This is a genomic window from Pseudomonas sp. CP4 (genome assembly GCF_047758505.1).
GTDB classification, from domain to species: Bacteria; Pseudomonadota; Gammaproteobacteria; order Pseudomonadales; family Pseudomonadaceae; genus Aquipseudomonas; species Aquipseudomonas fluorescens_AO.
This window is the reverse complement of record NZ_CP180489.1, coordinates 4,102,275-4,128,951: the sequence shown is the minus strand read 5'-3', so window position 1 is coordinate 4,128,951 and position 26,677 is coordinate 4,102,275. Positions and strand designations below refer to the sequence as shown.

24 protein-coding genes are annotated in these 26,677 nt (G+C 61.4%); 15 read left to right on the top strand and 9 right to left on the bottom strand.

All coding sequences use genetic code 11. The features are described from left to right. The first annotated feature begins 158 nt into the window (after positions 1–158). Positions 159–368, top strand: a complete 210-nt coding sequence (locus ACMYUN_RS18510) for a DUF2788 domain-containing protein (RefSeq protein ID WP_016773053.1) — start codon at positions 159–161, stop codon at positions 366–368. Here ACMYUN_RS18510 and ACMYUN_RS18505 read toward each other — a convergent pair. The 4 genes from ACMYUN_RS18505 to ACMYUN_RS18490 form a co-directional block, all read right to left on the bottom strand. Further along, positions 363–998, bottom strand: a complete 636-nt coding sequence (locus tag ACMYUN_RS18505) for a pseudouridine synthase (protein WP_039761782.1) — start codon at positions 996–998, stop codon at positions 363–365. The two genes, ACMYUN_RS18510 and ACMYUN_RS18505, sit on opposite strands and share 6 nt — an antisense overlap. A gap of 72 nt (positions 999–1,070) precedes the next feature. Next, positions 1,071–2,570 (bottom strand): AMP nucleosidase, encoded by a 1,500-nt coding sequence (amn, locus tag ACMYUN_RS18500; protein ID WP_200890480.1) that lies wholly within the window; start codon positions 2,568–2,570, stop codon positions 1,071–1,073. Positions 2,571–2,762: 192 nt separating this feature from the next. Continuing rightward, positions 2,763–4,412, bottom strand: a complete 1,650-nt coding sequence (locus tag ACMYUN_RS18495) for an acyl-CoA dehydrogenase family protein (protein WP_415761343.1) — start codon at positions 4,410–4,412, stop codon at positions 2,763–2,765. A gap of 95 nt (positions 4,413–4,507) precedes the next feature. After that, positions 4,508–6,859, bottom strand: coding sequence for a 7TM diverse intracellular signaling domain-containing protein (locus ACMYUN_RS18490; protein ID WP_415761342.1), 2,352 nt, complete (start codon positions 6,857–6,859; stop codon positions 4,508–4,510). Positions 6,860–7,205: 346 nt separating this feature from the next. On the opposite strand from ACMYUN_RS18490, the gene ACMYUN_RS18485 reads away from it, so the two are divergent. From ACMYUN_RS18485 to ACMYUN_RS18470, 4 genes are all read left to right on the top strand, one after another. Next, on the top strand, positions 7,206–8,003 hold the full coding sequence (locus ACMYUN_RS18485; RefSeq protein WP_129999758.1) for a hydroxymethylpyrimidine/phosphomethylpyrimidine kinase: 798 nt from the start codon (positions 7,206–7,208) through the stop codon (positions 8,001–8,003). Between the two features lie 18 nt (positions 8,004–8,021). Next, positions 8,022–8,645 (top strand): thiamine phosphate synthase, encoded by a 624-nt coding sequence (gene thiE / locus ACMYUN_RS18480; protein WP_415761341.1) that lies wholly within the window; start codon positions 8,022–8,024, stop codon positions 8,643–8,645. A 15-nt stretch (positions 8,646–8,660) separates the two neighbouring features. Beyond that, positions 8,661–9,944: a glutamate-1-semialdehyde 2,1-aminomutase gene (hemL, locus tag ACMYUN_RS18475; RefSeq protein WP_039761791.1), complete on the top strand. Its 1,284-nt coding sequence runs from the start codon at positions 8,661–8,663 to the stop codon at positions 9,942–9,944. A 224-nt stretch (positions 9,945–10,168) separates the two neighbouring features. Further along, a complete protein-coding gene (locus ACMYUN_RS18470) occupies positions 10,169–10,723 on the top strand; it encodes a tetratricopeptide repeat protein (protein WP_415761340.1) in 555 nt (184 codons plus the stop codon). A 191-nt stretch (positions 10,724–10,914) separates the two neighbouring features. On the opposite strand, the gene ACMYUN_RS18465 is transcribed toward ACMYUN_RS18470, so the two are convergent. Continuing rightward, positions 10,915–11,244, bottom strand: coding sequence for a DUF1820 family protein (locus ACMYUN_RS18465; RefSeq protein WP_016773045.1), 330 nt, complete (start codon positions 11,242–11,244; stop codon positions 10,915–10,917). 132 nt (positions 11,245–11,376) lie between these two features. On the opposite strand from ACMYUN_RS18465, the gene miaB reads away from it, so the two are divergent. The 5 genes from miaB to lnt all read left to right on the top strand — a co-directional run bounded on the left by miaB (position 11,377) and on the right by lnt (position 16,792). Then, entirely contained in the window at positions 11,377–12,705 is a 1,329-nt protein-coding gene (miaB, locus tag ACMYUN_RS18460) for a tRNA (N6-isopentenyl adenosine(37)-C2)-methylthiotransferase MiaB (protein WP_415761339.1), read from the top strand. 215 nt (positions 12,706–12,920) lie between these two features. Next, entirely contained in the window at positions 12,921–13,919 is a 999-nt protein-coding gene (locus tag ACMYUN_RS18455) for a PhoH family protein (RefSeq protein WP_039761794.1), read from the top strand. Beyond that, the gene (gene ybeY / locus ACMYUN_RS18450; RefSeq protein WP_039761795.1) at positions 13,912–14,406 is read left to right on the top strand and encodes an rRNA maturation RNase YbeY; all 495 of its coding nucleotides are present in this window, start codon (positions 13,912–13,914) and stop codon (positions 14,404–14,406) included. Before ACMYUN_RS18455 ends, ybeY begins: the two co-directional genes overlap by 8 nt. Positions 14,407–14,411: 5 nt before the next feature. Next, entirely contained in the window at positions 14,412–15,251 is an 840-nt protein-coding gene (locus ACMYUN_RS18445) for an HlyC/CorC family transporter (protein WP_007909641.1), read from the top strand. Positions 15,252–15,268: 17 nt separating this feature from the next. Beyond that, complete coding sequence (lnt, locus tag ACMYUN_RS18440; protein ID WP_415761338.1) at positions 15,269–16,792, top strand: apolipoprotein N-acyltransferase; 1,524 nt, start codon at positions 15,269–15,271, stop codon at positions 16,790–16,792. Between the two features lie 117 nt (positions 16,793–16,909). Here the strand turns inward: lnt and ACMYUN_RS18435 are convergent, their stop codons facing one another. Both ACMYUN_RS18435 and ACMYUN_RS18430 read right to left on the bottom strand, forming a co-directional pair. Then, positions 16,910–17,671, bottom strand: coding sequence for a YdcF family protein (locus tag ACMYUN_RS18435; protein ID WP_415761337.1), 762 nt, complete (start codon positions 17,669–17,671; stop codon positions 16,910–16,912). 104 nt (positions 17,672–17,775) lie between these two features. Next, entirely contained in the window at positions 17,776–18,099 is a 324-nt protein-coding gene (locus ACMYUN_RS18430) for a hypothetical protein (RefSeq protein WP_024014441.1), read from the bottom strand. A 255-nt stretch (positions 18,100–18,354) separates the two neighbouring features. Here ACMYUN_RS18430 and leuS point away from each other — a divergent pair, with 255 nt between their 5' ends. From leuS to ACMYUN_RS18405, 5 genes are all read left to right on the top strand, one after another. Next, positions 18,355–20,961: a leucine--tRNA ligase gene (gene leuS, locus ACMYUN_RS18425; RefSeq protein ID WP_415761336.1), complete on the top strand. Its 2,607-nt coding sequence runs from the start codon at positions 18,355–18,357 to the stop codon at positions 20,959–20,961. Between the two features lie 88 nt (positions 20,962–21,049). Continuing rightward, positions 21,050–21,655, top strand: a complete 606-nt coding sequence (lptE, locus tag ACMYUN_RS18420; protein ID WP_039761806.1) for an LPS assembly lipoprotein LptE — start codon at positions 21,050–21,052, stop codon at positions 21,653–21,655. 39 nt (positions 21,656–21,694) lie between these two features. Continuing rightward, positions 21,695–22,732: a DNA polymerase III subunit delta gene (gene holA / locus ACMYUN_RS18415; RefSeq protein ID WP_415761335.1), complete on the top strand. Its 1,038-nt coding sequence runs from the start codon at positions 21,695–21,697 to the stop codon at positions 22,730–22,732. Positions 22,733–22,913: 181 nt separating this feature from the next. After that, a complete protein-coding gene (arfA, locus tag ACMYUN_RS18410; RefSeq protein WP_016773035.1) occupies positions 22,914–23,078 on the top strand; it encodes an alternative ribosome rescue factor ArfA in 165 nt (54 codons plus the stop codon). A gap of 61 nt (positions 23,079–23,139) precedes the next feature. Continuing rightward, positions 23,140–24,462, top strand: coding sequence for a lytic murein transglycosylase (locus ACMYUN_RS18405; RefSeq protein ID WP_415761334.1), 1,323 nt, complete (start codon positions 23,140–23,142; stop codon positions 24,460–24,462). Positions 24,463–24,565: 103 nt separating this feature from the next. On the opposite strand, the gene ACMYUN_RS18400 is transcribed toward ACMYUN_RS18405, so the two are convergent. Next, on the bottom strand, positions 24,566–25,531 hold the full coding sequence (locus tag ACMYUN_RS18400; protein WP_415761333.1) for a S66 peptidase family protein: 966 nt from the start codon (positions 25,529–25,531) through the stop codon (positions 24,566–24,568). Positions 25,532–25,663: 132 nt separating this feature from the next. Continuing rightward, positions 25,664–26,662 (bottom strand): lipoyl synthase, encoded by a 999-nt coding sequence (gene lipA / locus ACMYUN_RS18395; RefSeq protein ID WP_160768663.1) that lies wholly within the window; start codon positions 26,660–26,662, stop codon positions 25,664–25,666. Positions 26,663–26,677 lie beyond the last annotated feature (15 nt).

Genomic DNA, 26,677 nt, shown 5'->3' with positions numbered 1-26,677 from the left:
GAGCAGGCTCGCTCCCACAGGGGAATGCATTTCAATCTGTGGGAGCGAGCCTGCTCGCGAAGGGGCCCGCACAGGCGACGCAGATCAATGCCTCGCCATCCGACCATGGCGTATACTCGCCGCCGCCCTTTCAGCCCTGCCCGCGCCGGAGATCGCCAATGGATCCAGCACTGTTCGAAGAATGGATGATGACCGGTCTGGTCAGCATCCTGATCATTTTCATGGGTTTCATCGTCTGGGATCTGGCGAAGAAATCCAAGGCCGGGCGGTTCGGCTCGTTCATCCTGTTTTTCGTGCTGGGCCTGGGCGTGGCCGCGTTCATCATCAAGAGTGTGGTGATCGGCCTGATCGAATCCGGCGCCTTATAAGCGCGCCGGTACTTCCCGCCACTGGCCCTGATCGAGCCCTTCAATGGTCCAGTCGCCAATCCTGACCCGCACCAGACGCAACGTCGGCAACCCGACCGCCGCCGTCATGCGCCGCACCTGACGGTTACGCCCTTCGCGAATCACCAGTTCCAGCCATGAAGTGGGTATGGTCGCGCGAAAGCGTACCGGTGGATTGCGCGGCCACAATTGCGGCTCAGCCAGTTGTCGCGCTTCGGCGGGCAGGGTCATGCCGTCATTCAGCTCGACACCATCACGCAGGCGCTGCAACTGCTCGGCCGTCGGCTCGCCTTCCACCTGCACCCAATAGGTCTTCGCCAGCTTGTGTTTGGGATCGGCGATGCGCGCCTGCAACTGGCCGTCGTTGGTCAGCAGCAACAAACCTTCGCTGTCGCGATCCAGACGTCCGGCCGGATAAATCCCCGGCACATCGATGTAATCCTTGAGCGTCGCCCGCCCTTCACCGTCGCTGAACTGCGTCAGCACATCGAAGGGTTTGTTGAACAGGATCAGTTTCGGCTCGGCCGGTGGTGCCTTGGCAACACGGCGCGGGGCAGAAGACTGAGGCTTCGCGCCGGGGCGGCGGGAAGGTGGACGCGGGGGACGGGACATAAGAGACAGAACATTTAGCGATCAGGGCTGACAATGCTAGTGCCCCGACCGCCAAATGACCACGACTAAGCGTTACCGGAACGGCGGCTCGTCGAAGCTGCGCAGTTTGCGCGAGTGCAGCGAATTGAGTTCGGTGCGCAGCAGATCCACCGCTTCGATGCCGATTTTCAAATGCTGGCTGACTGCGCGTTCATAGAAGGCATTGGCCGAGCCCGGCAGTTTGATTTCGCTGTGCAGCGGCTTGTCCGAAACACAGAGCAACGTGCCGTAGGGCACCCGCAGGCGATAACCTTGCGCGGCGATCGTGCCGCTTTCCATGTCCACCGCCACTGCGCGGGACAGGTTGATCAGTGGCCGTTCCTGAGCCCAGCGCAATTCCCAGTTACGGTCGTCGTAGGTCAGAACCGTGCCGGTGCGCAGGCGCTTCTTCAGATCGTCGCCCTTCTCGCCGGTGACATTCGCCGCTGCCTGCTGCAGAGCAAGCTGCACTTCGGCCAGTGCCGGGATCGGAATATTCGGCGGCACCACGCGATCAAGAATGCCGTCGCGACGCATGTAGGCGTGGGCCAGCACGTAGTCGCCGATAGTCTGCGACTGACGCAGGCCGCCGCAGTGGCCGATCATCAGCCAGCAATGCGGGCGCAGCACGGCCAGGTGATCGGTGATGTTTTTGGCGTTGGACGGGCCGACGCCGATATTCACCAGCGTCACACCGTGGCCATCGCTGGCGATCAGGTGATAGGCCGGCATCTGATAACGGTGCCAGACCACACCGGCGGCAATTGCCGAAGCTTCGCCGTGGTCCATGCTCTTCTCGATGATCACATTGCCCGGCAGGACCATGCGCACGAAACGCGGATCGTTGCGCAACTGCTCAAGACCATGAACGATGAACTGGTCGACGTAGCGGTGATAGTTGGTCAGCAGAATCCACGGCTGCACATGGCGCCAGTCGCTGCCGGTGTAATGCACCAGACGGCGCAGCGAAAAGTCCACGCGCGCGGCGTCGAACAAGGCCAGCGGCAGCGGATCGGTGTTTTCCCAGTCGTAGAGGCCGTCGGCAATGCCATCGGTGGCGGCGGACAGATCCGTGCTCGGGAACACCCGCGCCAGCACCGCCGCAGTGACACCGGAGCCGGCCAGTTCATCGCCCTGCTCGACCACGTACGGATACGGAATGTTCTGCTGGCTGACGCCGACTTCGACGGTCACGGTGAAGTCATGCATCAACGGTGTCAGCTGTTCCAGCAGGTATTTGCGAAAGGCCGCCGGGTGGGTGACGGTGACGCTGTAAGTGCCCGGCAACTGCACCTTGGCGTAAGCGCGGGTGGTCTGCGGCACTTCACCCTGGCAGTGGTAGGTCAGACGCAATTCGGGATAACGAAACAGGGCACGCTGTTCGGCGTCGGGCTCGACGCGGTCCTTGAGGTAACGCTTGAGCGCGGAATTCAACGCAGTGGTGGCCCGCTCATGCAGCTCGGCCAGACGATCCACGGCTTGTTCGGCGGTTTGAACGACAATAAACGCTTCGGTCACGATCAGCTTCCTGTGTTCTGACTTGCAGGGCTTCATCTTGCCTGCATCGTGGACGCACGGGAACAGTGGCGTTGTGGGTGTACCGAAATCTTTCAGGTAACTTGAATCCCTGTGGGAGCTGGCTTGCCAGCGATGAGGCCGTCACATTCAACATCGATGTTGACTGACAGACCGCCATCGCTGGCAAGCCAGCTCCCACAGGGTTTTGTGGTGTCGGGAAAATTGCGGTCAGAAAAGCTGTGGGGTCGAGCGTGCGACGATCGCTTCGACGTCCAGCCCACGCGGCAACGCGCCGTAGACGCGACCTCCACCGCTCAGACGGCTGGCAATAAAAGCATCGCTGACGGCTGAATTCCCCGCCTCCAACAGGAGTTTGGCCTGCAATCCAAGGGCAATGTCTTCGGTCAACTGCCGCGCCCGATACTGAATGTCACTGGTGTCCTTGAACTGCGCCTGCAATTGCTGGATATGCGCGGCCAGACGTTTGTCGCCATGGCCGTCGCCCAATTCGCTGAACAGCACATCGAGCACGCCTGGCTCCTTCGAAAGAGCGCGCAGCACGTCGAGACATTGCACATTCCCCGAACCTTCCCACGTCGAGTTCACCGGCGCTTCGCGGTACAGGCGTGGCAGGATGCTGTCTTCGACATAACCGGCGCCGCCCATGCATTCAGCGGCTTCGTTGATCATTCCTGGCGCGCGTTTGCAGATCCAGTACTTGCCCACCGCCGTCACCAGCCGCGCGAATTGCGCTTCGTGGCGATCATCCAGATGATCCAGCGCCTTGCCCATGCGCAGACTCAGGGCCAACGCGGCCTCGCTTTCCAGGGCCAGATCGGCGAGTACGTTTTGCATCAGCGGCTGCTCGCTGAGCAATTTGCCGCCAACCTTGCGGTGCGCGCAGTGATGGCTGGCCTGGGTCAGCGCCTGGCGCATCAGCGAGCTGGAACCGACCATGCAATCGAAACGGGTCATCGCCACCATCTCGATAATGGTCGGCACGCCGCGCCCTTCTTCGCCGATCATCCAGGCCAGCGCGCCACGAAACTCCACTTCGCTGGAGGCGTTGGACTGGTTGCCGAGTTTGTTTTTCAGACGCTGAATGTAGAACTGATTGCGCGTGTCGTCCGGGCGATGGCGCGGCAGCAGGAAGCAGCTCAAGCCCTTGTCGGTTTGCGCCAATGTGAGGAAGGCGTCGCACATTGGCGCCGAGCAGAACCACTTGTGCCCGACCAGCTCATAAGCCTGACCCGGGCCGCTGGCGCCGACTGGGTAAGCCTTGGTGGTGTTGGCGCGCACATCGGTGCCGCCCTGCTTCTCGGTCATCGCCATGCCGATGGTCACGCCGGCCTTGTGCGCCATGCCGACATTGCGCGGATCGTATTCGGTGGCGAGGACTTTCGGCAGCCACTGTTCGGCCAGGTTCGGCTGCAAGCGCAGGGCCGGCACGCTGGCAAAGGTCATGGTCAACGGGCAACCACTGCCGGCTTCGGCCTGGCTATGCAGATAGGTCATCGAAGCGCGGGCGACATGGGCACCGTCCTGCGGGTGTGCCCAGGGCAGCGAGGTCAGGCCATGCTCGATCGCGCTGCGCATGAGCTCGTGGTAAGCCGGGTGAAATTCGACCAGATCGATGCGGTGACCGTAGCGATCATGGCTGGCAAATACCGGTTTGTTCTGGTTGGCGAGAAACCCCGCCTCCATCAAAGGCCCGCCCGCCAGTGCGCCGTAGGCATCGATACGCGACTCGGCCCAACCGGCGCCAAAACGCCGCGACCACTCCTGTAGCGGCAGGTCGATGCGGTACAGGTTGGTGCCGTCCAGCGACGGCGGCTGATTGGTGACTTCGTGGGTTTCGGCGAACTGATGCAGGTTCATGACGGCACTCCGTGTTCAGCAATGGCACCAGTTAAGCACTGGTGCTTTTTTGAACAAAGTGTCATACGCGCCGTTTTTGCGGCGCTTTTACCCCATCAGCAGCTGAGCACGCGGCGCTGCAATGCAGCTTGCAGATCCTCGAATTTCACCGGTTTGGGCAGATAGTCGATCGCCGCGCCCGGCGCGCATTGCTCGCGATCCGCGCCCAGCGCCAGCATGAACACCGGCAGGTGCGCGCAGCCCGGCAGCGCGTGGATCTGGCAGCACAGCGATGCGCCTTCGTGGCTGGGCAACTGGCAGTCGATCAGCACCGCATCGAAGCTTTCCCGTTGCAGGCAGTCCAGCGCAGCGGCGCCGTTATCAGCGCTGCGCACGCGGAAACCGAGCTTGAGCAACATGCCGCGCATCACCAGTTGGTTGACGCTGTTGTCGTCCACCAGCAGCACCGTGCAGTCCTGCGGCGCACGCGTGCAATCGCGGTTCGGCTGATCCGCAGGTGTTTCGATCACCGGCAGTTCGAATTCGACATCGAGCTGGAAGCGGCTGCCGCTTCCGGGCTCGGAGCGGTGGGTGAGTTTGCCGCCGAGCAATTCGACCAGTTGCCGACAGATCGCCAGACCCACCCCCAGGCCGCCGTATTCGCGAGTCATCGAACCGTCGAGCTGGAAAAAACGCTGATACAGGGTGGCCTCGCCCAGATCAGTGAAACCGATACCGGTGTCGATCACCGCAAACGACAGCGCCATGCGGTTATCCGTCGACGGCCGCCCGGTAACGCGTAGCGCCAGGCCGCCGACGCGGGTGAACTTGATCGCATTGTCCAGCAGGCATTCCAGGCACTGCGCCAGTTTCGCGCTGTCGCCGAGCAAGCGATCCGGCAGGGTCGGCAAGACCTCGACCTTGAAATCCAGCGACTTGCTCGTCGCATTCCCCTCGAACTGCACGCGCAATGCCTCGACTACGCCGCGCAGGCTGAACGTACCCGGCGACGCCTTGAGCTTGCCGGCCTGCAATTCGGTGAGTGTGAGAATGCCATTGACCATGCGCATCATGTCGCGGGCAGAACCGGCGGCGGTCTGTTGATATTGCTCAAGCTCGGGATCGAGGTCGACGGTCTGCATCAGCTCCAGCGAACCGATCACGCCGTTCATCGGCGTGCGCAGTTCGTGGGTCAGCGTGGCGAGGAATTCGTCCTTGAGCTTGTTGCTGTGGGCCAGTTGCTGGTTGAGCACTTCGAGTTTCTGCCCGGCGTCGTACAGCGTCTGCGCCTGCTGCTCGCGCATGGCGTTGATGCGATCGGCCAGCGCCAGCGACAGCAAAGCCACCTCGATGGCCGAGCCGATCTGGCTGGCGTACATGGTCAGGAACACGTTGGGCAGCAGGCCCAACACCATCAGCGTATTGACGATGCCGCCGAGCAAAAATGCCGACCAGGCGATGATGAAGTAACGCGCCACCCGCAAGCCGCGCCACCAGGCGAGAATCCCGGCGGCAAAGATCACCACAGTGAAGGTCAGCGCCAGTGTGGTCGCCAGGCGCAGGGCCAGGGCGTAACTGGTCATCAGCGACAGACCGATCACCAGCGCACTGAAGGCAACCAGACCGATCAGCAAACGGTCCAGCCAAGGGCTGTGAGTCTTGGTCTGCAGGAAACTGCGAGCGAACTGGCTGCCGAACAGCCCGGCGCAACCGATGAAAAACGGCGTCGCGGCGTTGGCCCACCACGGGTTGTCTGGCCAGAAATACTCGACCGCCGCGCCGTTCACCGACAATTGATAGAGGCCGAATGAGCCAATGTAGAAGATGTAATAGAGGTAACTGGTGTCGCGCACGCTCAGGTAGATGAACAGGTTGTAGACCAGCATCCCCAGCAGCACGCCATAAATGATGCCGAGCACATACAGGCGCACCGGTTGGTCTTCGAGGTACGCGGTGCTCGACCACAACGTCACCGGCGCCTGGATCGAGCCTTCGCTGGCCAGGCGCAGGTACAACGTCTGTTGCTGATTCGGTTTGAACGGCAGATCGAACAGGTAATTGTTCTGGCGGATCTCGCGGCTGGCGAACGGCAAAGCATCGCCGGTCTGGCGCACCAGTCGGTAGTCGCCGCTGGCGTCGGGCAAGTACAGATCGAGGTGATCAAGCGGCGGATACGCCAGTTCCAGCAGCCAGGTGCGCTGGGCGACCGGGTTGCTCGGGCGGTAATGCAGATCGATCTTCAGCCAGAACGCCGAACGCGAGTAACCGGCATTGAGCGTGGCCTTGTCGTGGGCTTTGAAATGGCCGGCGGCATCCTGTGCGCGGACGTCGGCAATCGTCGCCTGACCGCTCGGGTCTTCGAACACTTGCAGCGATCGGCCCAGCGGCAGGCTCTGGGTGAATTCGTCGAATTCGACAGCGCTCGCCATGAGGGGCAAGCAGAACAGCAACATCAGCAAATAGCGCATTGAAGCCCCAGCGTGGCTCGTCCGGTTGTGTCAGGAAGCCCCCCATTCCCTTTGAGTAGACGTAAAACCGGTATTACCTGTGATTGTTTGGATCCAGACTAGCATAGCCGTTGATGGCCATTGAGCACCATGGAAATTTTTCCTACAACGGCTCTAGAACGGGCGTTCCAGGGCAAAGCAGCGGCCTAGAGCTGTTGCATTGGTCAGGAAGATCAAAAGATCGCAGCCTTCGGCAGCGCCTACAGGGGAATGCGGTCCGGTGCAGGAGCTGCCGAAGGCTGCGATCTTTTGATCTTGCGCTGCCACCCACACCCCAAAATCAGCTTTGGTGGTAAGCTCGCGCACCATGAATATCTACAGCTCCCGCCCCGTTGTCCTCTGTCTCTCCGGCCACGACCCCAGTGGTGGCGCCGGCTTGCAGGCAGATATCGAAGCCTTGCTCGCGCAGGGTTGCCATGCGGCTCCGGCCGTCACCGCCCTGACCGTGCAAGACACCGTCAACGTCACTGACTTTCGCGTCCTCGACCGTGAGTGGGTATTGGCCCAGGCCAACGCCGTGCTCAACGACTCCGAAGTCGCGGCGGTGAAACTGGGCATGCTCGGCTCGCTGGAGATGGTCGACACGGTCGTCGAACTGCTCTCGGCGCACCCGCATCTGCCGGTGGTCTGCGACCCGGTGCTGCGTGCCGGCGGCGGCGGACGCCTGGGCAAGGACGAGGTCGGCTACGCGATGCGCGAGCGTCTGTTGCCGCTGTCGATCATTGCTACCCCGAATCTTCCCGAAGCGCGAATCCTTGCCGAACTGCCCGAGGGTACGGCCGACGAATGCGCGGAAAAACTTCTGCCGTTCATCAAAAATCTGCTGATCACCGGCGGCCACGGCGACGAAACTGAAATCCACAACCGCGTGTACAGCCGCGACGGCCTGCGCGAAACCTTTATCTGCCAGCGTCTGCCGGGTAGCTATCACGGCTCCGGCTGTACGCTGGCCAGCGCTTTGGCCGGGCGACTCGCTCAGGGCGAACACCTGGCCAGTGCCGTGCGCAGTGCGCTGGATTACACCTGGCGGACGCTGCGCGATGCCGAACAACTGGGCAAAGGCCAGTTCGTGCCGCGTCGCCTGCCGCTGGATTTCTGCTCGTAACCTCGTGAGGTCTGCCCGATGAAACTACGTGGCCTGTATGCCATCACCGACAGCCAGTTGCTGGCCGGCAAGTTTCTGTCTTACGTGGAGGCGGCGCTGGAAGGTGGCGTCATCCTGCTGCAATACCGCGACAAGAGCAGCGACGAGGCCCGCCGCCTGCGCGAGGCCGAAGCGCTGCGCAACTTGTGCGAGCGCTACAAGACGCAGTTGATCATCAACGATGACGCCGAACTGGCCGCGCGCCTCAACGTCGGTGTGCATTTGGGCCAGACCGACGGCCCGCTGTCGCCGACCCGCGCCCTGCTCGGTTCGAAAGCGATCATAGGCTCCACCTGTCACGGGCAGATCGCCCTGGCCGAACAGGCCACCAAAGAAGGTGCGAGCTACGTCGCCTTCGGCCGCTTCTTCAATTCCACCACCAAACCCGGTGCACCGAGTTGCAGCCTCGACTTGCTCGACGAAGCCAAACGCACACTGCACCTCCCGGTCTGCGCGATTGGCGGCATCACCCTCGATAACGCCGCGCCGCTGGTCGAGCACGGTGTCGATCTGCTCGCCGTGATCCACGGTTTGTTTGGCGCCGAGAGCAGCGCCGAAGTGACCCGCCGCGCCCGCGCCTTCAACGAACTTCTGAAAATCTGATTTGAGAGCCCGATCATGTCTCGTTCCGAAACCCTGTTTGCCAATGCTCAGAAACACATCCCCGGCGGCGTAAACTCGCCGGTGCGCGCGTTCAAGAGCGTCGGCGGCACCCCGCTGTTCTTCAAACACGCCGAAGGCGCTTACGTCACCGACGAAGACGACAAGCGTTATGTCGATTATGTGGGTTCGTGGGGGCCGATGATCCTCGGCCACAGCCATCCGGACGTGCTCGACGCGGTGCGCAATCAGCTGCAACACGGCCTGTCCTACGGCGCGCCGACCTCGATGGAAACCGAGATGGCCGATCTGGTCTGCTCGCTGGTGCCGTCGATGGACATGGTGCGTATGGTCAGCTCCGGCACCGAAGCGACCATGAGCGCGATTCGTCTGGCCCGTGGTTTCACCGGCCGCGACAGCATCATCAAGTTCGAAGGCTGCTACCACGGCCACTCCGACAGCCTGCTGGTCAAGGCCGGTTCCGGCGCATTGACCCAGGGCGTACCGAGCTCGGCCGGCGTGCCGGCAGCGTTCGCCAAACACACCCTGACCCTGCCGTTCAACGACATCGACGCAGTTGAAGCGATGCTCGCCGAAGTGGGCGAAGAGGTGGCGTGCATCATCGTCGAGCCGGTCGCCGGCAACATGAACTGCGTGCCGCCAGCGCCGGGCTTCCTCGAAGGCCTGCGCTCGCTGTGCGACAAACATGGTGTGGTGCTGATCTTCGATGAAGTGATGACCGGTTTCCGTGTCGCCCTCGGCGGTGCCCAGGCGCATTACGGCGTGACGCCAGACCTGACCACATTCGGCAAGATCATCGGCGGCGGCATGCCGGTGGGTTGCTTCGGTGGCAAGCGCGAGATCATGCAGCGCATCGCCCCGCTGGGTCCGGTATATCAGGCCGGTACGCTGTCGGGTAATCCACTGGCGATGGCCGCCGGCCTGACGACTCTGCGTCTGATCAGCCGCCCGGGCTTCCACGCCGAACTGACCGACTACACCGCGCGCATGCTCGACGGCCTGCAACAGCGCGCCGATGCCGCCGGCATTCCGTTCGTGACCACTCAGGCCGGCGGCATGTTCGGCCTGTATTTCAGCGGCGCCGACGACATCGTCACCTTCGACGACGTGATGGCCAGCGACGCGGCACTGTTCGGGCGCTTCTTCCACTTGATGCTGGAAGGTGGCGTGTACCTGGCGCCGAGTGCGTTCGAAGCCGGTTTCACCTCGATCGCCCATGGCGAAGCAGAGTTGCAACTGACGCTGGACGCTGCCGAGCGCGCCTTCGCCGCATTGAAATAATCGCCGTACCGCTGACGTTGGCTATAGCCAGCGTCAGCTTTCACCTACATAGCCACGGTTTTTCCGACGTGTCTGCGCAAAACCTGCCTGAATCGGCCGATATATTCCCCACGCAGCAGAAAAACGAGTAAAGACTTTGTAAGGTTGGCCTCGCTTATTTCATAATGCGCGCTTATTGGATCCCTCGACGGGTCCGCGTGCCCTTCAGAGGTAAGTCGATTCCCATGAACCGCACCGGCCGCACCCTTGCATTGGGCTGCCTGTTGCTCCTTCAGCCCCTGCTCGCGCATGCACAAGCAGGCGGCAACTCGTTGTTGATCCCGGCGATGGGTCGTTGCACCCTCAATACTCAGCCGCAAGACGTCACGCAGGCATTGGCCGCCTGCCAGAAAGCGGCGGACGAAGGGGACGCGCAAGCGCAATACGAGTTGGGTGAGTTCTACTACGCCGGCAAGAACGCGCCGCGCGACCTCAATCAAGCCCTGAGCTATTTCGAAAAGGCCTCGCTGCAAGGCCACGCCCAGGCGCAATTCAAGCTCGGCAGCATGTTCTTCCACGGTGAAGGCGTGCAGGCCAACAATATCCAGGCCTACATCGTGCTGAAGATGGCAGCGGTCAACGGTGCCGAAGAGGCGCTGGACACGGCCGACGAAGTCTCGGAAAAAATGTCCCGCGAAGATCTCGAAACCGCCACCCAGGTGCTGGGGCAGATTTTCCGCAAATACCTGATGGAACTGCAGAGCGCCGATGGGCGTACGCCGTTTTCACCACTGCCATAAGCGCTGTGGAGATGACCTGTGGCGAGGGGATTTAGCGAAACGTCGCAGCGCCCCGTTCGGCTGCGAAGCAGACGCAAATCCATTCAGCGAGATGTGTCAGACAGAACCTGATTGTAGGGTCTAGGGCCGCTTCGCAGCCCAGCGGGGATAAATCCCCTCACCACAAACTCATTCCAATCCAGAATCCGCTGTTACTTTTCCGGCATCGGCATCGGAAACGGCATGACATTGCCGACCGCACCACGGGCTTCGCTGATTTTCGGTGTGCCCAGACGTTCCACCTCGTCGATGCGCACGATCGAATGCATCGGCACAAAGCTGCGTACCACGCCTTCGAACTGCGCCTTGAGCTTTTCTTCGCTCGGATCTACGACCATTTGCGTGCGCTCGCCAAAGACGAATTCTTCAACTTCCAGGAAACCCCACAGATCACTCTGATAGATCTGCTTGGCGTACATTTCGAACACCTGGCCCTGGTTGAGGAAAATCACCTTGTAGATTGGAGCTTCGCGTTTGGTCATGGCGGGCGGATAACATCGGGGTAAAAATGAGGGCGCGAACTATAGCATAGCCACCGGACGCACAGCGGTAGGAACCTGACGGCTTGTTCCCTATAATGCGCGGTTCTTTGAATCACGTGACGACCCGAATCCATGGCCAAGAAGCTTTACATCGAAACCCACGGTTGCCAGATGAACGAGTACGACAGCTCGCGCATGGTCGATCTGCTGGGCGAACATCAGGCCCTGGAAGTCACCGCCCGTGCGGAAGACGCCGACGTGATTCTGCTCAACACCTGCTCGATCCGCGAGCGCGCGCAAGACCGCGTGTATTCGCAGCTCGGCCGCTGGCGCGAACTGAAACTGGCCAATCCGGACATGGTCATCGCCGTCGGCGGTTGCGTGGCTAGCCAGGAAGGCGCGGCAATCCGCGATCGCGCTCCGTACGTCGATGTGGTGTTCGGCCCGCAAACCCTGCACCGTTTGTCGGAGATGATCGACGCCGCGCGCAGCAGCAAGCTGCCGCAGGTCGACGTGTCGTTCCCGGAAATCGAAAAATTCGACCATCTGCCCGAGCCGCGTATCGACGGCCCGAGTGCCTACGTGTCGGTGATGGAAGGCTGCAGCAAGTACTGCACGTTCTGCGTGGTGCCGTACACCCGCGGCGAAGAAGTCAGCCGGCCGTTCGATGACGTGATCGCGGAAATCATTCACCTGGCCGAACACGGCGTGCGTGAAGTCACCCTGCTGGGGCAGAACGTCAACGGCTATCGCGGCCAGACCCACGACGGTCGTCTGGCCGATCTGGCCGAGCTGATTCGTGTGGTCGCCGCCGTCGACGGCATCGACCGGATTCGCTACACCACGTCGCACCCGCTGGAGTTCTCCGACAGCCTGATCCAGGCCCACGCCGAAGTGCCGGAACTGGTCAAACACCTGCACTTGCCGGTGCAGTCGGGCTCGGATCGTATTCTCGCGGCGATGAAGCGCAACCACACGGCGCTGGAGTACAAATCCAAGCTGCGCAAATTGCGCGCCGCCGTACCAGGGATCTGCATCAGTTCGGACTTCATCGTCGGCTTCCCCGGCGAAACCGAGAAAGACTTCGAACAGACCATGAAGCTGATCGCCGATGTCGGCTTTGATTTCTCCTATTCGTTCGTCTACAGCCAGCGCCCGGGCACGCCCGCTGCCGATCTGGCCGACGACACCCCGGAGGAATTGAAGAAAGAACGCCTGAACGCGCTGCAACACCGTTTGAATCAGCAGGGTTTCGAAATCAGCCGACAAATGGTCGGCTCGATCCAGCGCATTCTGGTGACCGATTATTCAAAGAAAGACCCGGGCGAACTGCAGGGCCGCACCGAGAATAACCGTATCGTCAACTTCCGCTGCGACAATCCTACGCTGATCGGCCAGTTCGCCGATGTGCACATCGACGCCGCGCAACCGCACTCACTGCGTGGCTCACTGATCCAATAAAAAGATCAGCGGCACTGGAGAACCTGTGGGAGCTGGCTTGCCAGCGATGGGGCCATCAGTCGGAAAGTCAATTCGCCTGCTGAACCGCCATCGCTGGCAAGCCAGCTCCCACAGGGATGCTGATTGAAGCTGAGATATTTAAGAGCTTTCGCACCCACGCCACTGGCGTTATCCTTGATTTCATCCTAATTGCCCCAGGGCGGCTAAATACGACCTTGAACGCACCTATCGAACCACATCGTTTTCTCCTCGAGCCTTTTGAGGCTCGCCGCTTCGCCAATCTGTGCGGGCAATTCGACGAGCATCTGCGCTTGATCGAACAGCGCCTGGCCATCGAGATCCGCAATCGCGGAAACCAGTTCGAGCTGATTGGCGACCCAAAACTCACCACGTCCGCGGAAAACCTGCTGCGCCGCCTGTACCGGGAAACCAAGGGTACCGAGCTGTCGCCCGATCTGGTGCACCTGTTCATCCAGGAATCGGCCGGCGACGATCTCGACAATCCAGCCCCTGCCGAACCGACCGTCGCCCTGCGCACCAAGAAAGGCATGATTCGCCCGCGCGGCTTGAATCAGCAGCGCTACGTGAAGGAAATCCTCGGCAACGACATCAACTTCGGCATCGGCCCGGCCGGTACCGGCAAAACCTATCTGGCGGTAGCTTGTGCGGTTGATGCCTTGGAACGTGAGCAGATCCGCCGCATCCTGCTGGTGCGTCCGGCGGTCGAAGCGGGTGAAAAACTCGGCTTCCTGCCCGGCGACCTGTCGCAGAAGATCGACCCGTACCTGCGCCCGCTGTATGACGCGCTGTACGAAATGCTCGGTTTCGAATACGTCGCCAAACTCATCGAGAAACAAGTGATCGAGGTCGCGCCGCTGGCCTACATGCGCGGTCGCACGCTGAACAACAGCTTCATCATTCTCGACGAAAGCCAGAACACCACCGTCGAACAGATGAAGATGTTCCTCACGCGGATCGGCTTCGGCTCTACCGCCGTGATCACCGGCGACATCACCCAGGTCGACCTGCCGCGCGGCACCAAGTCCGGGCTGCATCACGTCATCGAAGTATTGAAAGACGTGCCGGGCATCAGCTTCACCCACTTCCAGCCCAAAGACGTCGTGCGCCACCCGTTGGTGCAGCGGATTGTCGAGGCCTACGAGCGCTTCGAGACCCGTGCCGAAGCCGCGAAGGAAGCCTCGCGCGATGCTTGAGCTGGATCTGCAAATCGCCACCGAGGCCAGCGCGCCGAGTGAAGCCGAGTTCCGCCAGTGGTGCGAGCTGGCCCTGCGTCAGCGCAGCGCCGACTCGGAAATGACCATTCGTCTGGTCGACGAGGAAGAAGGCCGCGAGCTCAATCACACCTGGCGCCACAAGGACTACGCGACCAATGTGTTGTCGTTCCCGGCGGAAGTGCCTGATGAGTTTCTCGATATCCCGCTGCTCGGCGATCTGGTGATTTGCGCGGCCGTGGTCGAACGCGAAGCCGCCGAGCAGGGCAAGGAACTAAAGGCCCACTGGGCTCATCTGGTCATTCACGGCTGCTTGCATCTGCTCGGTTACGACCATATAGATGACGACGAAGCCGAGGAAATGGAAGCACTGGAACGCGAGTTGCTTGCTGAACTGGGCTATCCCGATCCGTACGCGGACGACGAAACCGAACATTCCCCCATCGTTACAACAAAGGATTCAGAGTAATCGCTATGAGCGAAGATCGATCGAGCAACGGGCAGAAGTCATGGCTGGGTAAACTGACCCAGGCTTTTGCCCACGAGCCGAAGAACCGTCAGGAGCTCCTCGAGCTGCTGCGTGATGCACATCAGAACAAACTGCTGGACAGCGAAGCGCTGGCCATCGTCGAAGGCGCCATCCAGGTAGCTGACCTGCAAGTACGCGACATCATGGTGCCGCGCTCGCAGATGATCAGCATCAAGGCGACCCAGACACCCCGCGAATTCCTCCCTGCCGTGGTCGACTCGGCCCACTCGCGCTATCCGGTGATCGGCGAAAGCCATGACGACGTGATGGGCGTGCTGCTGGCCAAGGACCTGCTGCCGCTGATCCTCAAGGAGAACGGCGACAGCTTCAACATCAAGGACCTGCTGCGCCCGGCCACCTTCGTGCCGGAGTCCAAGCGCCTGAACGTGTTGCTGCGCGAATTCCGCGCCAACCACAACCACATGGCCATCGTCATCGACGAATACGGCGGCGTGGCCGGTCTGGTGACCATCGAAGACGTCCTCGAACAGATCGTCGGCGATATCGAAGACGAGCATGACGTCGAAGAAGACAGCTACATCAAGCCGCTGCCCAGCGGTGATTTCCTGATCAAGGCGCTGACGCCGATCGAGAACTTCAACGAGTTCTTCGACAGCGAATTTTCCGACGACGAATTCGACACTGTCGGCGGTCTGGTGATGAGCGCGTTCGGCCACTTGCCAAAACGCAACGAAATCACTGAAATCGGCGCCTATCGCTTCCGCATCCTGAATGCCGACAGCCGTCGGATTCATTTGCTGCGACTGACCCCAATCGCCCGGTAAGAAATCTAAGGACTGAAATGCGCTGGACAACCCGCCCCGGCTGGCCCGGTAACCTGCTGGCCGTGGCGGCCGGTGCAATCACCACCTTCGCTCTCGCCCCGTTCAACATCTGGCCGCTGGCGTTGCTGGCGGTCGGTCTGTTCTATGCCGGTTTACGCGAACTGAGCCCGCGTCAGGCGCTGGGCCGTGGCTGGTGCTTCGGCTTCGGCCTGTTCGGCGCTGGCACCAGCTGGATCTATTACAGCATCCACCATTTCGGCGGCGCTTCGGTGTTGCTCGCCGGGTTCCTGATGCTGCTGTTCACCGCGGCGATTGCCTGGTTCTTCGCCTTGCCCGCTTGGCTGTGGGCGCGCTGGTTGCGGCGTAACGAAGCACCGCTGGCGGATGCCTTGGCATTCGCTGCGTTATGGGTCGGGCAGGAAGCGTTTCGCGGCTGGTTCCTCACTGGCTTTCCTTGGTTGTACTCCGGTTACAGTCAGCTTGATGGGCTACTGGCCGGGCTTGCGCCGGTCGGTGGCATGTGGCTGGTGTCGTTCGTTCTAGCGTTGACCGCAGCGCTGATCTACAACGCGCGGCGCTTGTTGCAGACGCGTCGCAAAGGCTTTATCGCGGCCGGTCTGGTACTCCTGCTGGGCCCTTGGGTGGCGGGTATCGCCCTCAAAGGCCACGCGTGGACCAGCCCGTCCGGCGCACCACTGACGGTCGCCGCAATTCAGGGCAACGTCGCGCAAAGCATGAAATGGGACCCGGCCGAGCTCAACGCGCAACTGGCGCTGTACCGTGATCTGAGCTTCCGCTCCAAACCGGTCGATCTGCTGATCTGGCCGGAAACCGCCGTGCCGGTGTTGAAGGAGTCCGCCGAGGGCTACCTGACGATGATGGGCAACTTCGCCGCCGAGCGTAAATCGGCGTTGATCACCGGTGTGCCGATTCGTCAGACCGTGCATCACGAGCGGCGCTTCTTCAACGGCATCACCGTGGTCGGCGAAGGCGACGGTACTTACCTGAAGCAAAAACTGGTGCCGTTCGGCGAATACGTGCCGTTGCAGGATGTGTTGCGCGGTTTGATCGCGTTCTTCGACCTGCCGATGTCAGACTTCGCGCGCGGCCCGTCGGATCAAGCGCTCTTGCAAGCCAAGGGTTACCAGATCGCACCCTTTATCTGCTACGAAGTGGTCTATCCGGAATTCGCTGCTGGCCTGTCGGCACGCAGCGATCTGCTGCTGACGATCAGCAACGACACCTGGTTCGGCACCTCGATCGGCCCGCTGCAACATTTGCAAATGGCGCAGATGCGCGCACTGGAAGCCGGACGCTGGATGATCCGCGCGACCAACAACGGCGTTACCGGCCTGATCAACCCGTTCGGACAGATCACCGAGCAGATTCCGCAGTTCGAACAAGGTGTGCTGTACGGCGAAGTGGTGCCGATGCACGACCTGACGCCATATCTGCAGTGGCGCTCGTGGCCGCTGATCGTATTGTGCCTGCTGCTGTTTGGCTGGGCGTTGATGGCCAGCCGCATGTCGAAGACCCTCTGAGAAATGTGGCGAGGGGATTTATCCCCGCTGGAGTGCGTAGCAGTCCCCTCTTCTGAAGGTAAGAGAGGGGCCGCTACGCGCCCCATTCGGGGATAAATCCCCTCGCCACAATGATCTTCAGCGGTAAAACAACGAATAGCCCACCTGCCCCACCGCTTCATTGAGCAACTGCCCGCTCTGCCAGATCGATTTGAATTCCGGCAACCAGCCGCCAAACGGGCGAGCGTTATCGGTACCGAGGAAACCCACCGGTGCCGGCACCACTTCAAACCCCGCCTGTTCAAAGCTCCACACCGCCCGCGGCATGTGCCACGCCTGCGTCACCACGACGACCCGCTTGATCCCCTGCGGCAGGAGAATATCCGCCGTCATCTTCGCGTTCTCCCATGTGGTGCGGCTCGCGCCTTCTTGCCAGCGCACCGTTACGTCGAAATCATCACGCAACGAATCCGCCATCAATTTCGCCTCGGTCGGTGGCGTACCGTAATGCAGACCGCCGCTGGTCAGGATCGGCAAGCCCGATGCCTTGGCCAGGCGTGCGGCGTAACGCTGACGCTCCAGTCCGACGCCGGTCGGCTGATCTTCGCCCCAGGCCAGATCACCGCGCTCACGCCCCGAGCCCAAGACCACAATCGCATCGGCGCGTTGCGCCAGGGTTGCCCATTCCTGACGGGCCAGCGGTGGCTCGCGCTCCAATGCCTTCGCGCCCCACTGCACCACCACCGGCAGGCTCATCAACCACAGGCCGCCAAAACCGAGGGCAAAACACACGCCCGCCAGGCGCGGCCGGGAGCGGCGCAGCCACCAGGCGGCCAGCAACAGCAGCAAAAGAATGCCGGGCGGCAGTAAAAGTTGTTTGATGAAATAGCGAAAGGGCATCGGGCATCTCCAAAGATGCCCGAAGCCTAAGAGTGTTAATTACGAGTTACAACCAATAGGCGGGATCCTGTTGCAAAAGATCCGTTTCATGACCTGCCATGCGCTTACTTGGCCTGCACAGAACGCACCTTGCCGGTGTCTCTGCGCGGCGCCTTGTCCTTGAGCCAGATGACCTTGGCCGAATGTGCCGCATCGAGCTGCTTCACTGCTTGAGACAGGCATCCCTGCGTTTCACGTTCACTGCGATCCAGATAGGCCTTGACCAGTTTGAACTCGGCGGGGCTCAAGCCACGCAATTCCAGTTCCAGGGGGCGCTCGTCGCGCAGCCGGTCAGCGGTTTTCACGGCGTCCAGCGCCATGCCCAGACGATCGATCAACCTTTCGTACAACTCGGGTTTCGTTACGTTTTTTTTCCGTTGCTCCACCATCCCTCACCTCATTGAAGATAAGACTCACTCCCCAGTTAGAGCTTAGCTTCGCTGCACGAACCGGCTACACGCCGCGACCAACGGCCCTCGCCACGCAAACGCGCGGACAATCAGCTGTAATCAGGGTTTCCCTCGGCCAAGCGCGGTCATGTATGCTACGGCGCTTCCTGTCATTCCACTTCCAGCGCACCCGGGCGATCCCGGATGCCGCCGTCGAAGAGGATTAGGCCACCCCTATCCAGTACAAAAGTAGCCATGCACGAACAATATCAGCCCCGTGAGATCGAAGCCGCCGCCCAGTCGTTCTGGGATGAGCAAAAGTCCTTTGAAGTCAGTGAACAACCAGGCAAGGAAACCTACTACTGCCTGTCGATGTTCCCTTACCCCAGCGGCAAGCTGCACATGGGCCACGTGCGCAACTACACCATCGGCGACGTGATCTCGCGCTACCAGCGCATGCAGGGCAAGAACGTTCTGCAGCCAATGGGCTGGGATGCGTTCGGCATGCCCGCGGAAAACGCCGCGATGAAAAACAACGTAGCGCCCGCCAAGTGGACCTACGAAAACATCGCCTACATGAAGTCGCAACTGCGCAGCCTCGGCCTCGCGGTGGACTGGTCCCGCGAAGTGACCACCTGCAAGCCGGACTACTACCGCTGGGAACAATGGCTGTTCACCCGCCTGTTCGAAAAAGGCGTCATCTACCGCAAGAACGGCACCGTGAACTGGGACCCGGTCGACCAGACCGTGCTGGCCAACGAGCAAGTCATTGATGGCCGTGGCTGGCGCTCCGGCGCGCTGATCGAAAAGCGCGAAATCCCGATGTACTACTTCAAGATCACCGCTTACGCGGATGAACTGCTGGAAAGCCTCGACGAACTGACTGGCTGGCCGGAACAGGTCAAGACCATGCAGCGCAACTGGATCGGCAAATCCCGTGGCATGGAAGTGCAGTTCCCGTACAACGTCGACTCGATCGGCGAAGCCGGCACCCTGAAAGTTTTCACCACTCGTCCGGACACCCTGATGGGCGCGACTTATGTCGCCGTCGCCGCCGAGCACCCGCTGGCCACCCTGGCCGCGCAGAACAACCCTGAGCTGCAAGCGTTCATCGCTGAATGCAAGGGCGGCAGCGTCGCTGAAGCCGATGTCGCCACCCAGGAAAAGAAAGGCCTGCCGACCGGCCTGTTCGTCGAGCACCCGCTGACCGGCGAAAAGCTCCCGGTGTGGGTCGCCAACTACGTGCTGATGCACTACGGCGACGGCGCGGTCATGGCGGTTCCGGCGCACGACGAGCGCGATTTCGAATTCGCCCACAAGTACAACCTGCCGGTGAAATCGGTGGTGCGCACCAGCTCCGGTGACACCAACCCGGCGCCGTGGCAAGACGCCTATGGCGAGCACGGTACACTGATCAACTCCGGCGAGTTCGACGGCCTCGACTTTGCCGGCGCGTTCGACGCCATGGAAGTCGCCCTGATCAAGAAACAACTGGGCGCCTCGCGTACCCAGTTCCGCCTGCGCGACTGGGGCATCAGCCGCCAGCGCTACTGGGGCTGCCCGATCCCGATCATCCATTGCGCCACGTGCGGCGATGTGCCGGTGCCGGAAGATCAACTGCCGGTCGTCCTGCCGGAAGACGTGGTGCCGGACGGCGCCGGTTCGCCGCTGGCGCGCATGCCCGAGTTCTACGAGTGCAGCTGCCCGAAATGCGGCGCGCCGGCCAAGCGTGAAACCGACACCATGGACACCTTCGTCGAATCGTCGTGGTACTACGCGCGTTACGCCTCGCCGCACTTTGAAGGTGGCCTGGTCGAGAAAACCGCAGCCGATCACTGGCTGCCGGTGGATCAGTACATCGGAGGTATCGAACACGCCATCCTGCACCTGCTCTATGCGCGCTTCTTCCACAAACTGATGCGTGACGAAGGTCTGGTCAGCTCCAACGAGCCGTTCAAGAACCTGCTGACCCAGGGCATGGTGATCGCCGAGACTTACTATCGTCGCGAAGCCAATGGGGCCTACACCTGGTTCAATCCGGCAGACGTGGAACTTGAGCGTGACAGCAAAGCAAAGGTCATCAGCGCCAAGCTGAAATCCGACGGCCTGCCGGTAGAAATCGGCGGCACCGAGAAGATGGCCAAGTCGAAGAACAACGGCGTCGACCCGCAGTCGATGATCGACCAGTTCGGCGCCGACACCTGCCGTCTGTTCATGATGTTCGCTTCGCCGCCTGACATGAGCGCGGAGTGGTCCGACTCCGGCGTTGAAGGTTCGCACCGTTTCCTCAAGCGCGTCTGGCGTCTGGCGCAGGCTCACGTCACCCAAGGCTTGCCGGGCAAACTGGATATCGCCGCTCTGAGCGACGAGCAGAAAACCGTGCGTCGTGCGATTCACCTGGCGATCAAACAGGCCAGCCATGACGTCGGCCAGAACCACAAATTCAACACCGCCATCGCTCAGGTGATGACGCTGATGAACGTCCTGGAAAAAGCCGCGCAAGCCACCGAACAGGACCGCGCATTGCTGCACGAAGGTCTGGAAGCGGTGACCCTGCTGCTGGCGCCGATCACCCCGCACATCAGCCATGAACTGTGGAAGCAGTTGGGTCACGCCGATGCGGTGATCGATGCGGGCTGGCCGGCTGTGGACGAAAGTGCGCTGGTGCAGGACAACCTGACCCTGGTGATTCAGGTCAACGGCAAGCTGCGCGGGCAGATCGAAATGCCGGCCAGCGCCACTCGCGAAGAGATCGAAGCCGCCGCGCGCATCAACGAAAACGTGCTGCGTTTCGTCGACGGCCTGACCATTCGCAAAGTGATCGTGGTGCCGGGCAAACTGGTCAATATCGTCGCCAGCTAAATTGGATCGGGTGCCGGGCTCGCCTGGCACCCAGTAAAACCTTTCGGGCCGCAGAGTCGGCTCACCTGGTTTCAAGGGGAGCAACACAATGATCAAACGCAATCTGCTGGTGATGGGCCTCGCCGTTCTGCTGAGCGCCTGCGGTTTCCAGTTGCGTGGTACTGGCACCAACGAACTGTCGATCAAGGAAATCGACCTGAGCGCGCGTAACGCTTACGGCGAAACCGTGACACAGCTGCGTCAGACGCTGGAGTCCAGCGGCGTCAAGGTTTACAGCGGCGCGCCGTACAAGTTGTATCTGGCTGACGAGCAGGAAAGCCAGCGAATTCTCAGCTATGCCGGTGCCGGTCGCACAGGCGAGTATCAGGTCAGCACCGTGCTGAGCTATGACATCCGCGGCGAGAAAAACCTGTCGTTGGTCAGCGACAAGCTCGAAGTGCAGAAAGTCTTCATTCACGACGGCAACAACCTCGTCGGCTCCGATCAGGAAGCCAATGACGCCCGTCATGAAATCCGCCGCGAGCTGGTGCAGCGCATGATGCTGCGCCTGTCGCAGCTGACTCCGGGCCAGTTGCAGCAACTGCAGCAAACCGCCAATGACCGCGCCAAGGCTGAAGCCGATGCGCTGGAAGCGGCGCAGAAGGCCGAGGCGGAAACTCCGCGTCAGTCGCCGCTCGAAATCCCGCAGCAGTAAGACGGTCGGGGCGCCCAGGCGCCCCGCTCGCCCTTCCTTATGAAGCTCGCTCCCGCACAACTAGGCAAACACCTGCAAGGTGCACTCGCGCCGGTCTACATCATCAGCGGCGATGACCCGTTGCTGTGTCAGGAAGCCGCCGACGCCATCCGCACCGCTGCCCGCCAGCAAGGTTTCGACGAACGTCAGGTCTTCGCCGCCGACGCCAATTTCGATTGGGGTACGTTGTTGCAGGCCGGCGCGAGCATGTCGCTCTTCGCCGAAAAACGCCTGCTGGAACTGCGCCTGCCGTCCGGTAAGCCTGGCGACAAGGGCGCCGCCGCGCTGATCGAATACTGCTCGCGCCCCGCTGAAGATACCGTGCTGCTGATCAGCTTGCCGAAGCTCGATGGCAGCGCGCAGAAAACCAAGTGGGGCAAGGCGCTGGTCGAAGGCCAACAAACCCAGTTCGTGCAGATCTGGCCGGTGGATGGCAATCAGCTGCCGAGCTGGATTCGTCAGCGCCTGTCTCAGGCCGGTCTGTCGGCCAGTCAGGACGCCGTCGAATTGATTGCCGCGCGTGTCGAAGGCAACCTGCTCGCCGCCGCGCAGGAAATCGAAAAGCTCAAACTGATGGCCGAAGGTGGGCAGATCACCGTCGAAACCGTGCAGGCCGCCGTCGCCGACAGTGCGCGGTTCGACGTGTTCGGCCTGACCGACGCGGTGCTCAACGGTGAACCGGCCCACGCCTTGCGCATGCTCGAGGGTTTGCGCGGCGAAGGCGTCGAGCCGCCCGTGATCCTCTGGGCACTGGCGCGGGAGTTGCGCCAGCTGGCCAACATCTCCCTGCAATACAGCCAGGGCACGCCACTGGACAAGTGCTTCAGCCAATCGAAACCGCCGGTATGGGACAAGCGCAAGCCGCTGATGAGCAAGGCTTTGCAACGCTACTCGGCGCAACGCTGGGCGCAATTGCTGCTCGAAGCGCAGCGTATCGATGCGCAGATCAAGGGCCAGGCGGCGGGTTCGCCGTGGATGAGCCTTAGCCGCCTGGCTTTATTGATGTCAGGCCAGCGACTGTCATTGCCTGCCGAGTAAGGCATTTGATCGCGTAGCGTCCATTCGCGAGCAGGCTCGCTCCCACAGGTGCCCGCGTTCCAATGTGGGAGCGAGCCTGCTCGCGAAAGCGCCAGAATATTCCTACGCATGAGCTACTGGACAGACGCGCCACATCGGCAGATTATTCTCGGCGCAAAACCACCACACCGAGAGAACCCTCATGAGCAAAAAGCCTGCAAAGCATGGCCCCAACAAGGCCAAATCCATCGTCGCCCAGCCCTTGTTCCGCAGCCGCCAGGAACGACCAGCCAAGGGCAAAGGCAGCTACCGCCGCGAAGCCTTCCGGTCTGACAACCGGGAGGCTTTTTACTTTCTGGCTGCCTGAAGCGCACCACCCCCCGCTCATGTTAAGGTCTGCACCTGATTCGTTTCCCCTGGAACTGTGCATGCCCCCAAGTCTTTCCCGTCGTTGGCCCGTGCGCCAATTGATCGCTGCCTCCAGCTTCATCCTGCTTGTCGCCTGCGCGGAAAAACCCACCGCCGCCGATGCACAACCGCTTCAAGCTGCCCCGGTCACCACGGCCCCAGCGATCATTCCGCCGGTAGTGCCGTCCACCGATCCGCTCGATATTCAACCGACCCAGACCTTCGCCGAATGGCAGGCAGGTTTCCGCAAGGACGCCCTCGCCGCCGGGATTCGTCCCGAGCTGTTCGATCAGGCATTTGCCAACATCAGCTTCGACGCCAGCGTGATCCGTGCCGATCGCAGTCAGCCGGAGTTTTCCCGCCCGGTGTGGGAATACCTCGATGGCGCGCTGTCGCCACTGCGCGTACGCAAGGGCCAGGCGCTGATCAATCAGTACGCCGATATTCTGCAAAGCATCGAGCAGCGTTATGGCGTTGATCGCCAGGCACTGGTGTCGGTGTGGGGCATGGAAAGCAACTTCGGCCAGTTTCAGGGCAGCAAGTCGGTGATCAACTCGCTGGCCACCCTCGCCTACGAAGGCCGTCGTCCGGGCTTTGCTCATGCGCAATTGATCGCCGCCCTGCAAATTCTGCAACAAGGCGATATCACCCCGGAGAAAATGCTCGGCTCCTGGGCCGGGGCGATGGGCCAGACCCAGTTCATTCCGACCACTTACAACACCCACGCCGTGGATTTTGACGGTGACGGTCGCCGCGACATCTGGGGTAGCCCGGCCGATGCACTGGCCTCGACCGCGCATTACCTGCAAAGCTCGGGCTGGCAACGTGGCCAGCCGTGGGGTTTTGAAGTGCAATTGCCGAGCGGTTTCAACTACACGCTGGCCGATGGCACGATTCGCAAAAGCGTCGCCGAATGGCGGCAACTGGGTGTGAACCTGCCGAACGGCGCGCAGGTGCCAGCCGGTTCCGAACAACTGTCCGCTGCCCTGCTGCTGCCGGCCGGTTATCGTGGCCCGGCGTTCCTGATCCTCGACAACTTCCGGGCGATTCTCAAGTACAACAATTCGTCGTCGTATGCGCTGGCGGTGAGTCTGCTGTCCGAGCGCTTTGAAGGCGCGGGCCTGATCAATGGCGACTGGCCGAAAGATGATCTGCCGCTGAGCCGCACCGAGCGCATCGAACTGCAGACGCTATTGAGCGCGCGTAATTATGACGCCGGCACGGCGGACGGGATTATCGGCGCCAATACGCGCAAGGCCATTCGCAGTGCCCAGCAGGCGCTGGGCTGGCCGGCGGATGGTTACCCGACGCATAAGTTGCTCGAGAGCCTTCGCAACCAATAAAAGCATCGCGGGCAAGCCCGCTCCCACAGGGGTTCTGGTTGAAACACAATTGTGAATTCGACTCAAAACCTGTGGGAGCGAGCCTGCTCGCGAAGACTGACTGTCAGGCAATAACCGTTTCAGCCTTGATCACCACATCCTGCTCCAGCAGCAACTCCTGTTTCCCCGCATCCAGGCGCACCAGCGCGCCCAACGGCAGTGTCAGGTTCGGGTCGCAATGACCACTGCGCCAACCCGACAACACCGGAATCCGCAACGGCTCAAAGGTTTGCTTGAGCAAGCGATTCAGCGCGTCGACATCCACCCCGGCGATATCGCCGACCAGCACACCGCGCAGTCTGGCCAACTTGCCGGCCAGGCGCATCTGGGTCAGCAGCCGATCAATCCGATACAGCGGCTCGTTGATGTCTTCGATAAACAGGATCACCCCTTCGACATCAATTTCGTAAGGCGTACCCAAGGTCGCGGCGATCATCGCCAGATTGCCGCCAAGCAAACGTCCGTGAGCAATACCCGGTTCGACGGTTGATAGCGGATAAGCCGCCGGATGGCTCAGCACACTCCCTGACTTCATTTGCCCGCGCAGCATGGCGAAGAACGAGGTGACGGTCGGCGGCTCCTTGTCGCCCAGCAGGTCAGCATTGAGCAGCGGCCCGTGGAAGGTCACAAACCCGGCGTAGCGACTGATCGCCAGGTGCAGCGCGGTGATATCGCTGTAGCCAATAAAGGGTTTGGCGTTGCGGCTGAGCAGATCGTAGTCGATGCGATCAAGCAGACGCGGCGTACCGTAGCCACCGCGCAGGCATATGATCGCGTCGACCTCGGGATCAGCGAATGCCGCATGCAGATCGTGCAGGCGTACGTCGTCGCTGCCGGCCAGATAGCCGTCCTTCTCGTAGACACCCGGATACACCTTCAGCCCATGGCCGCGCGCACGCATCCATTGCAGCGCTTTTTCAGTGTCGAGGGCGCCGGGACCGGCCGGCGCGATGACGCCGATCGTCCCCTCAGAGGGCAGCGCCGGTACGGGTCGGTGGGCAATCAGGGTGTGGCTCGGTCGAACGGTCATCCTTGGGCTCCAGCGGTAAAGTCATGCACACACAGTAGTCAGCTGAAGAGGCAAACAAAAGCCCCTTGTCTCAGGCAAAAAAATGCCCGCCGAAGGACAGTCCTCGGCGGGCATTTTTGCATCGGCCCTGAATCAGGAACCCAGCAGCTCAGCCTTGACCAGCTTCGCCTGCTCGTCGGCATGGTACGAGGAACGTACCAGCGGGCCCGAAGCAACGTTCTTGAAGCCCATCTTGTAACCTTCCTCGGCGAACCAGGCGAAGGTGTCCGGATGGACGAAGCGCTGCACCGGCAAGTGGCTGCGCGACGGTTGCAGGTATTGACCGAGGGTCAGCATGTCGATGTCGTGTTCGCGCATGCGCTTCATGACTTCGATGACTTCCTCGTCGGTCTCGCCCAGACCCAGCATCAGGCCGGACTTGGTCGGAATGTGCGGCATCATCTGCTTGAAGCGTTGCAACAGGGTCAGCGACCACTGGTAGTCCGAGCCCGGACGCGCAGCCTTGTACAGGCGCGGCACGGTTTCCAGGTTGTGGTTGAACACATCCGGCGGCTCGGCGGCGGTGATTTCCAGGGCGATGTCCATGCGGCCACGGTAGTCCGGGACCAAGGTCTCGAGCTGCACGTTCGGCGACAGTTTGCGGATTTCGCGGATGCAGTCGGCAAAGTGCTGGGCACCGCCGTCACGCAGGTCGTCACGGTCAACCGAGGTGATCACCACGTATTTGAGCTTGAGGTCGGCGATAGCGATCGCCAGGCTTTCCGGCTCGTTGACGTCCAGTGGCTTCGGACGACCGTGGCCAACGTCGCAGAACGGGCAGCGACGGGTGCAGATATCGCCCATGATCATGAAGGTCGCGGTGCCGCCGGAGAAGCATTCGCCGAGGTTCGGGCAGGACGCTTCTTCGCAGACACTGTGCAGCTTGTGCTTGCGCAGCAGGCTCTTGATGCGGTCGACTTCCGGCGAAACCGGAATGCGCACACGGATCCAGTCGGGTTTTTTCGGCAGTTCGGTGGTCGGGATGATCTTGACCGGGATGCGTGCAACCTTCTCGGCGCCGCGCAGCTTGACGCCGGCTTCAACCTTGGGACGCGGGGCCGGGCGCTCGGTCACGTCGAGCGTCGGGATCATGGTTTGCACTGCATC

What these genes read in the sequence shown, in the direction of transcription:
- arfA (WP_016773035.1), top strand. Translation starts at nt 22,914, where the DNA reads ATGAGCAAAAAGCCTGCAAAGCATGGCCCCAACAAGGCCAAATCCATC.
- amn (WP_200890480.1), bottom strand. Translation starts at nt 2,570, where the DNA reads ATGAAGCCCTGCAAGTCAGAACACAGGAAGCTGATCGTGACCGAAGCG.
- lnt (WP_415761338.1), top strand. Translation starts at nt 15,269, where the DNA reads ATGCGCTGGACAACCCGCCCCGGCTGGCCCGGTAACCTGCTGGCCGTG.
- ACMYUN_RS18465 (WP_016773045.1), bottom strand. Translation starts at nt 11,244, where the DNA reads ATGACCAAACGCGAAGCTCCAATCTACAAGGTGATTTTCCTCAACCAG.
- miaB (WP_415761339.1), top strand. Translation starts at nt 11,377, where the DNA reads ATGGCCAAGAAGCTTTACATCGAAACCCACGGTTGCCAGATGAACGAG.
- leuS (WP_415761336.1), top strand. Translation starts at nt 18,355, where the DNA reads ATGCACGAACAATATCAGCCCCGTGAGATCGAAGCCGCCGCCCAGTCG.
- ACMYUN_RS18510 (WP_016773053.1), top strand. Translation starts at nt 159, where the DNA reads ATGGATCCAGCACTGTTCGAAGAATGGATGATGACCGGTCTGGTCAGC.
- ACMYUN_RS18400 (WP_415761333.1), bottom strand. Translation starts at nt 25,531, where the DNA reads ATGACCGTTCGACCGAGCCACACCCTGATTGCCCACCGACCCGTACCG.
- holA (WP_415761335.1), top strand. Translation starts at nt 21,695, where the DNA reads ATGAAGCTCGCTCCCGCACAACTAGGCAAACACCTGCAAGGTGCACTC.
- ACMYUN_RS18490 (WP_415761342.1), bottom strand. Translation starts at nt 6,859, where the DNA reads ATGCGCTATTTGCTGATGTTGCTGTTCTGCTTGCCCCTCATGGCGAGC.
- ACMYUN_RS18495 (WP_415761343.1), bottom strand. Translation starts at nt 4,412, where the DNA reads ATGAACCTGCATCAGTTCGCCGAAACCCACGAAGTCACCAATCAGCCG.
- lipA (WP_160768663.1), bottom strand. Translation starts at nt 26,662, where the DNA reads ATGATCCCGACGCTCGACGTGACCGAGCGCCCGGCCCCGCGTCCCAAG.
- ACMYUN_RS18505 (WP_039761782.1), bottom strand. Translation starts at nt 998, where the DNA reads ATGTCCCGTCCCCCGCGTCCACCTTCCCGCCGCCCCGGCGCGAAGCCT.
- ACMYUN_RS18485 (WP_129999758.1), top strand. Translation starts at nt 7,206, where the DNA reads ATGAATATCTACAGCTCCCGCCCCGTTGTCCTCTGTCTCTCCGGCCAC.
- ACMYUN_RS18405 (WP_415761334.1), top strand. Translation starts at nt 23,140, where the DNA reads ATGCCCCCAAGTCTTTCCCGTCGTTGGCCCGTGCGCCAATTGATCGCT.
- ACMYUN_RS18445 (WP_007909641.1), top strand. Translation starts at nt 14,412, where the DNA reads ATGAGCGAAGATCGATCGAGCAACGGGCAGAAGTCATGGCTGGGTAAA.
- lptE (WP_039761806.1), top strand. Translation starts at nt 21,050, where the DNA reads ATGATCAAACGCAATCTGCTGGTGATGGGCCTCGCCGTTCTGCTGAGC.
- thiE (WP_415761341.1), top strand. Translation starts at nt 8,022, where the DNA reads ATGAAACTACGTGGCCTGTATGCCATCACCGACAGCCAGTTGCTGGCC.
- ACMYUN_RS18430 (WP_024014441.1), bottom strand. Translation starts at nt 18,099, where the DNA reads ATGGTGGAGCAACGGAAAAAAAACGTAACGAAACCCGAGTTGTACGAA.
- hemL (WP_039761791.1), top strand. Translation starts at nt 8,661, where the DNA reads ATGTCTCGTTCCGAAACCCTGTTTGCCAATGCTCAGAAACACATCCCC.
- ybeY (WP_039761795.1), top strand. Translation starts at nt 13,912, where the DNA reads ATGCTTGAGCTGGATCTGCAAATCGCCACCGAGGCCAGCGCGCCGAGT.
- ACMYUN_RS18470 (WP_415761340.1), top strand. Translation starts at nt 10,169, where the DNA reads ATGAACCGCACCGGCCGCACCCTTGCATTGGGCTGCCTGTTGCTCCTT.
- ACMYUN_RS18435 (WP_415761337.1), bottom strand. Translation starts at nt 17,671, where the DNA reads ATGCCCTTTCGCTATTTCATCAAACAACTTTTACTGCCGCCCGGCATT.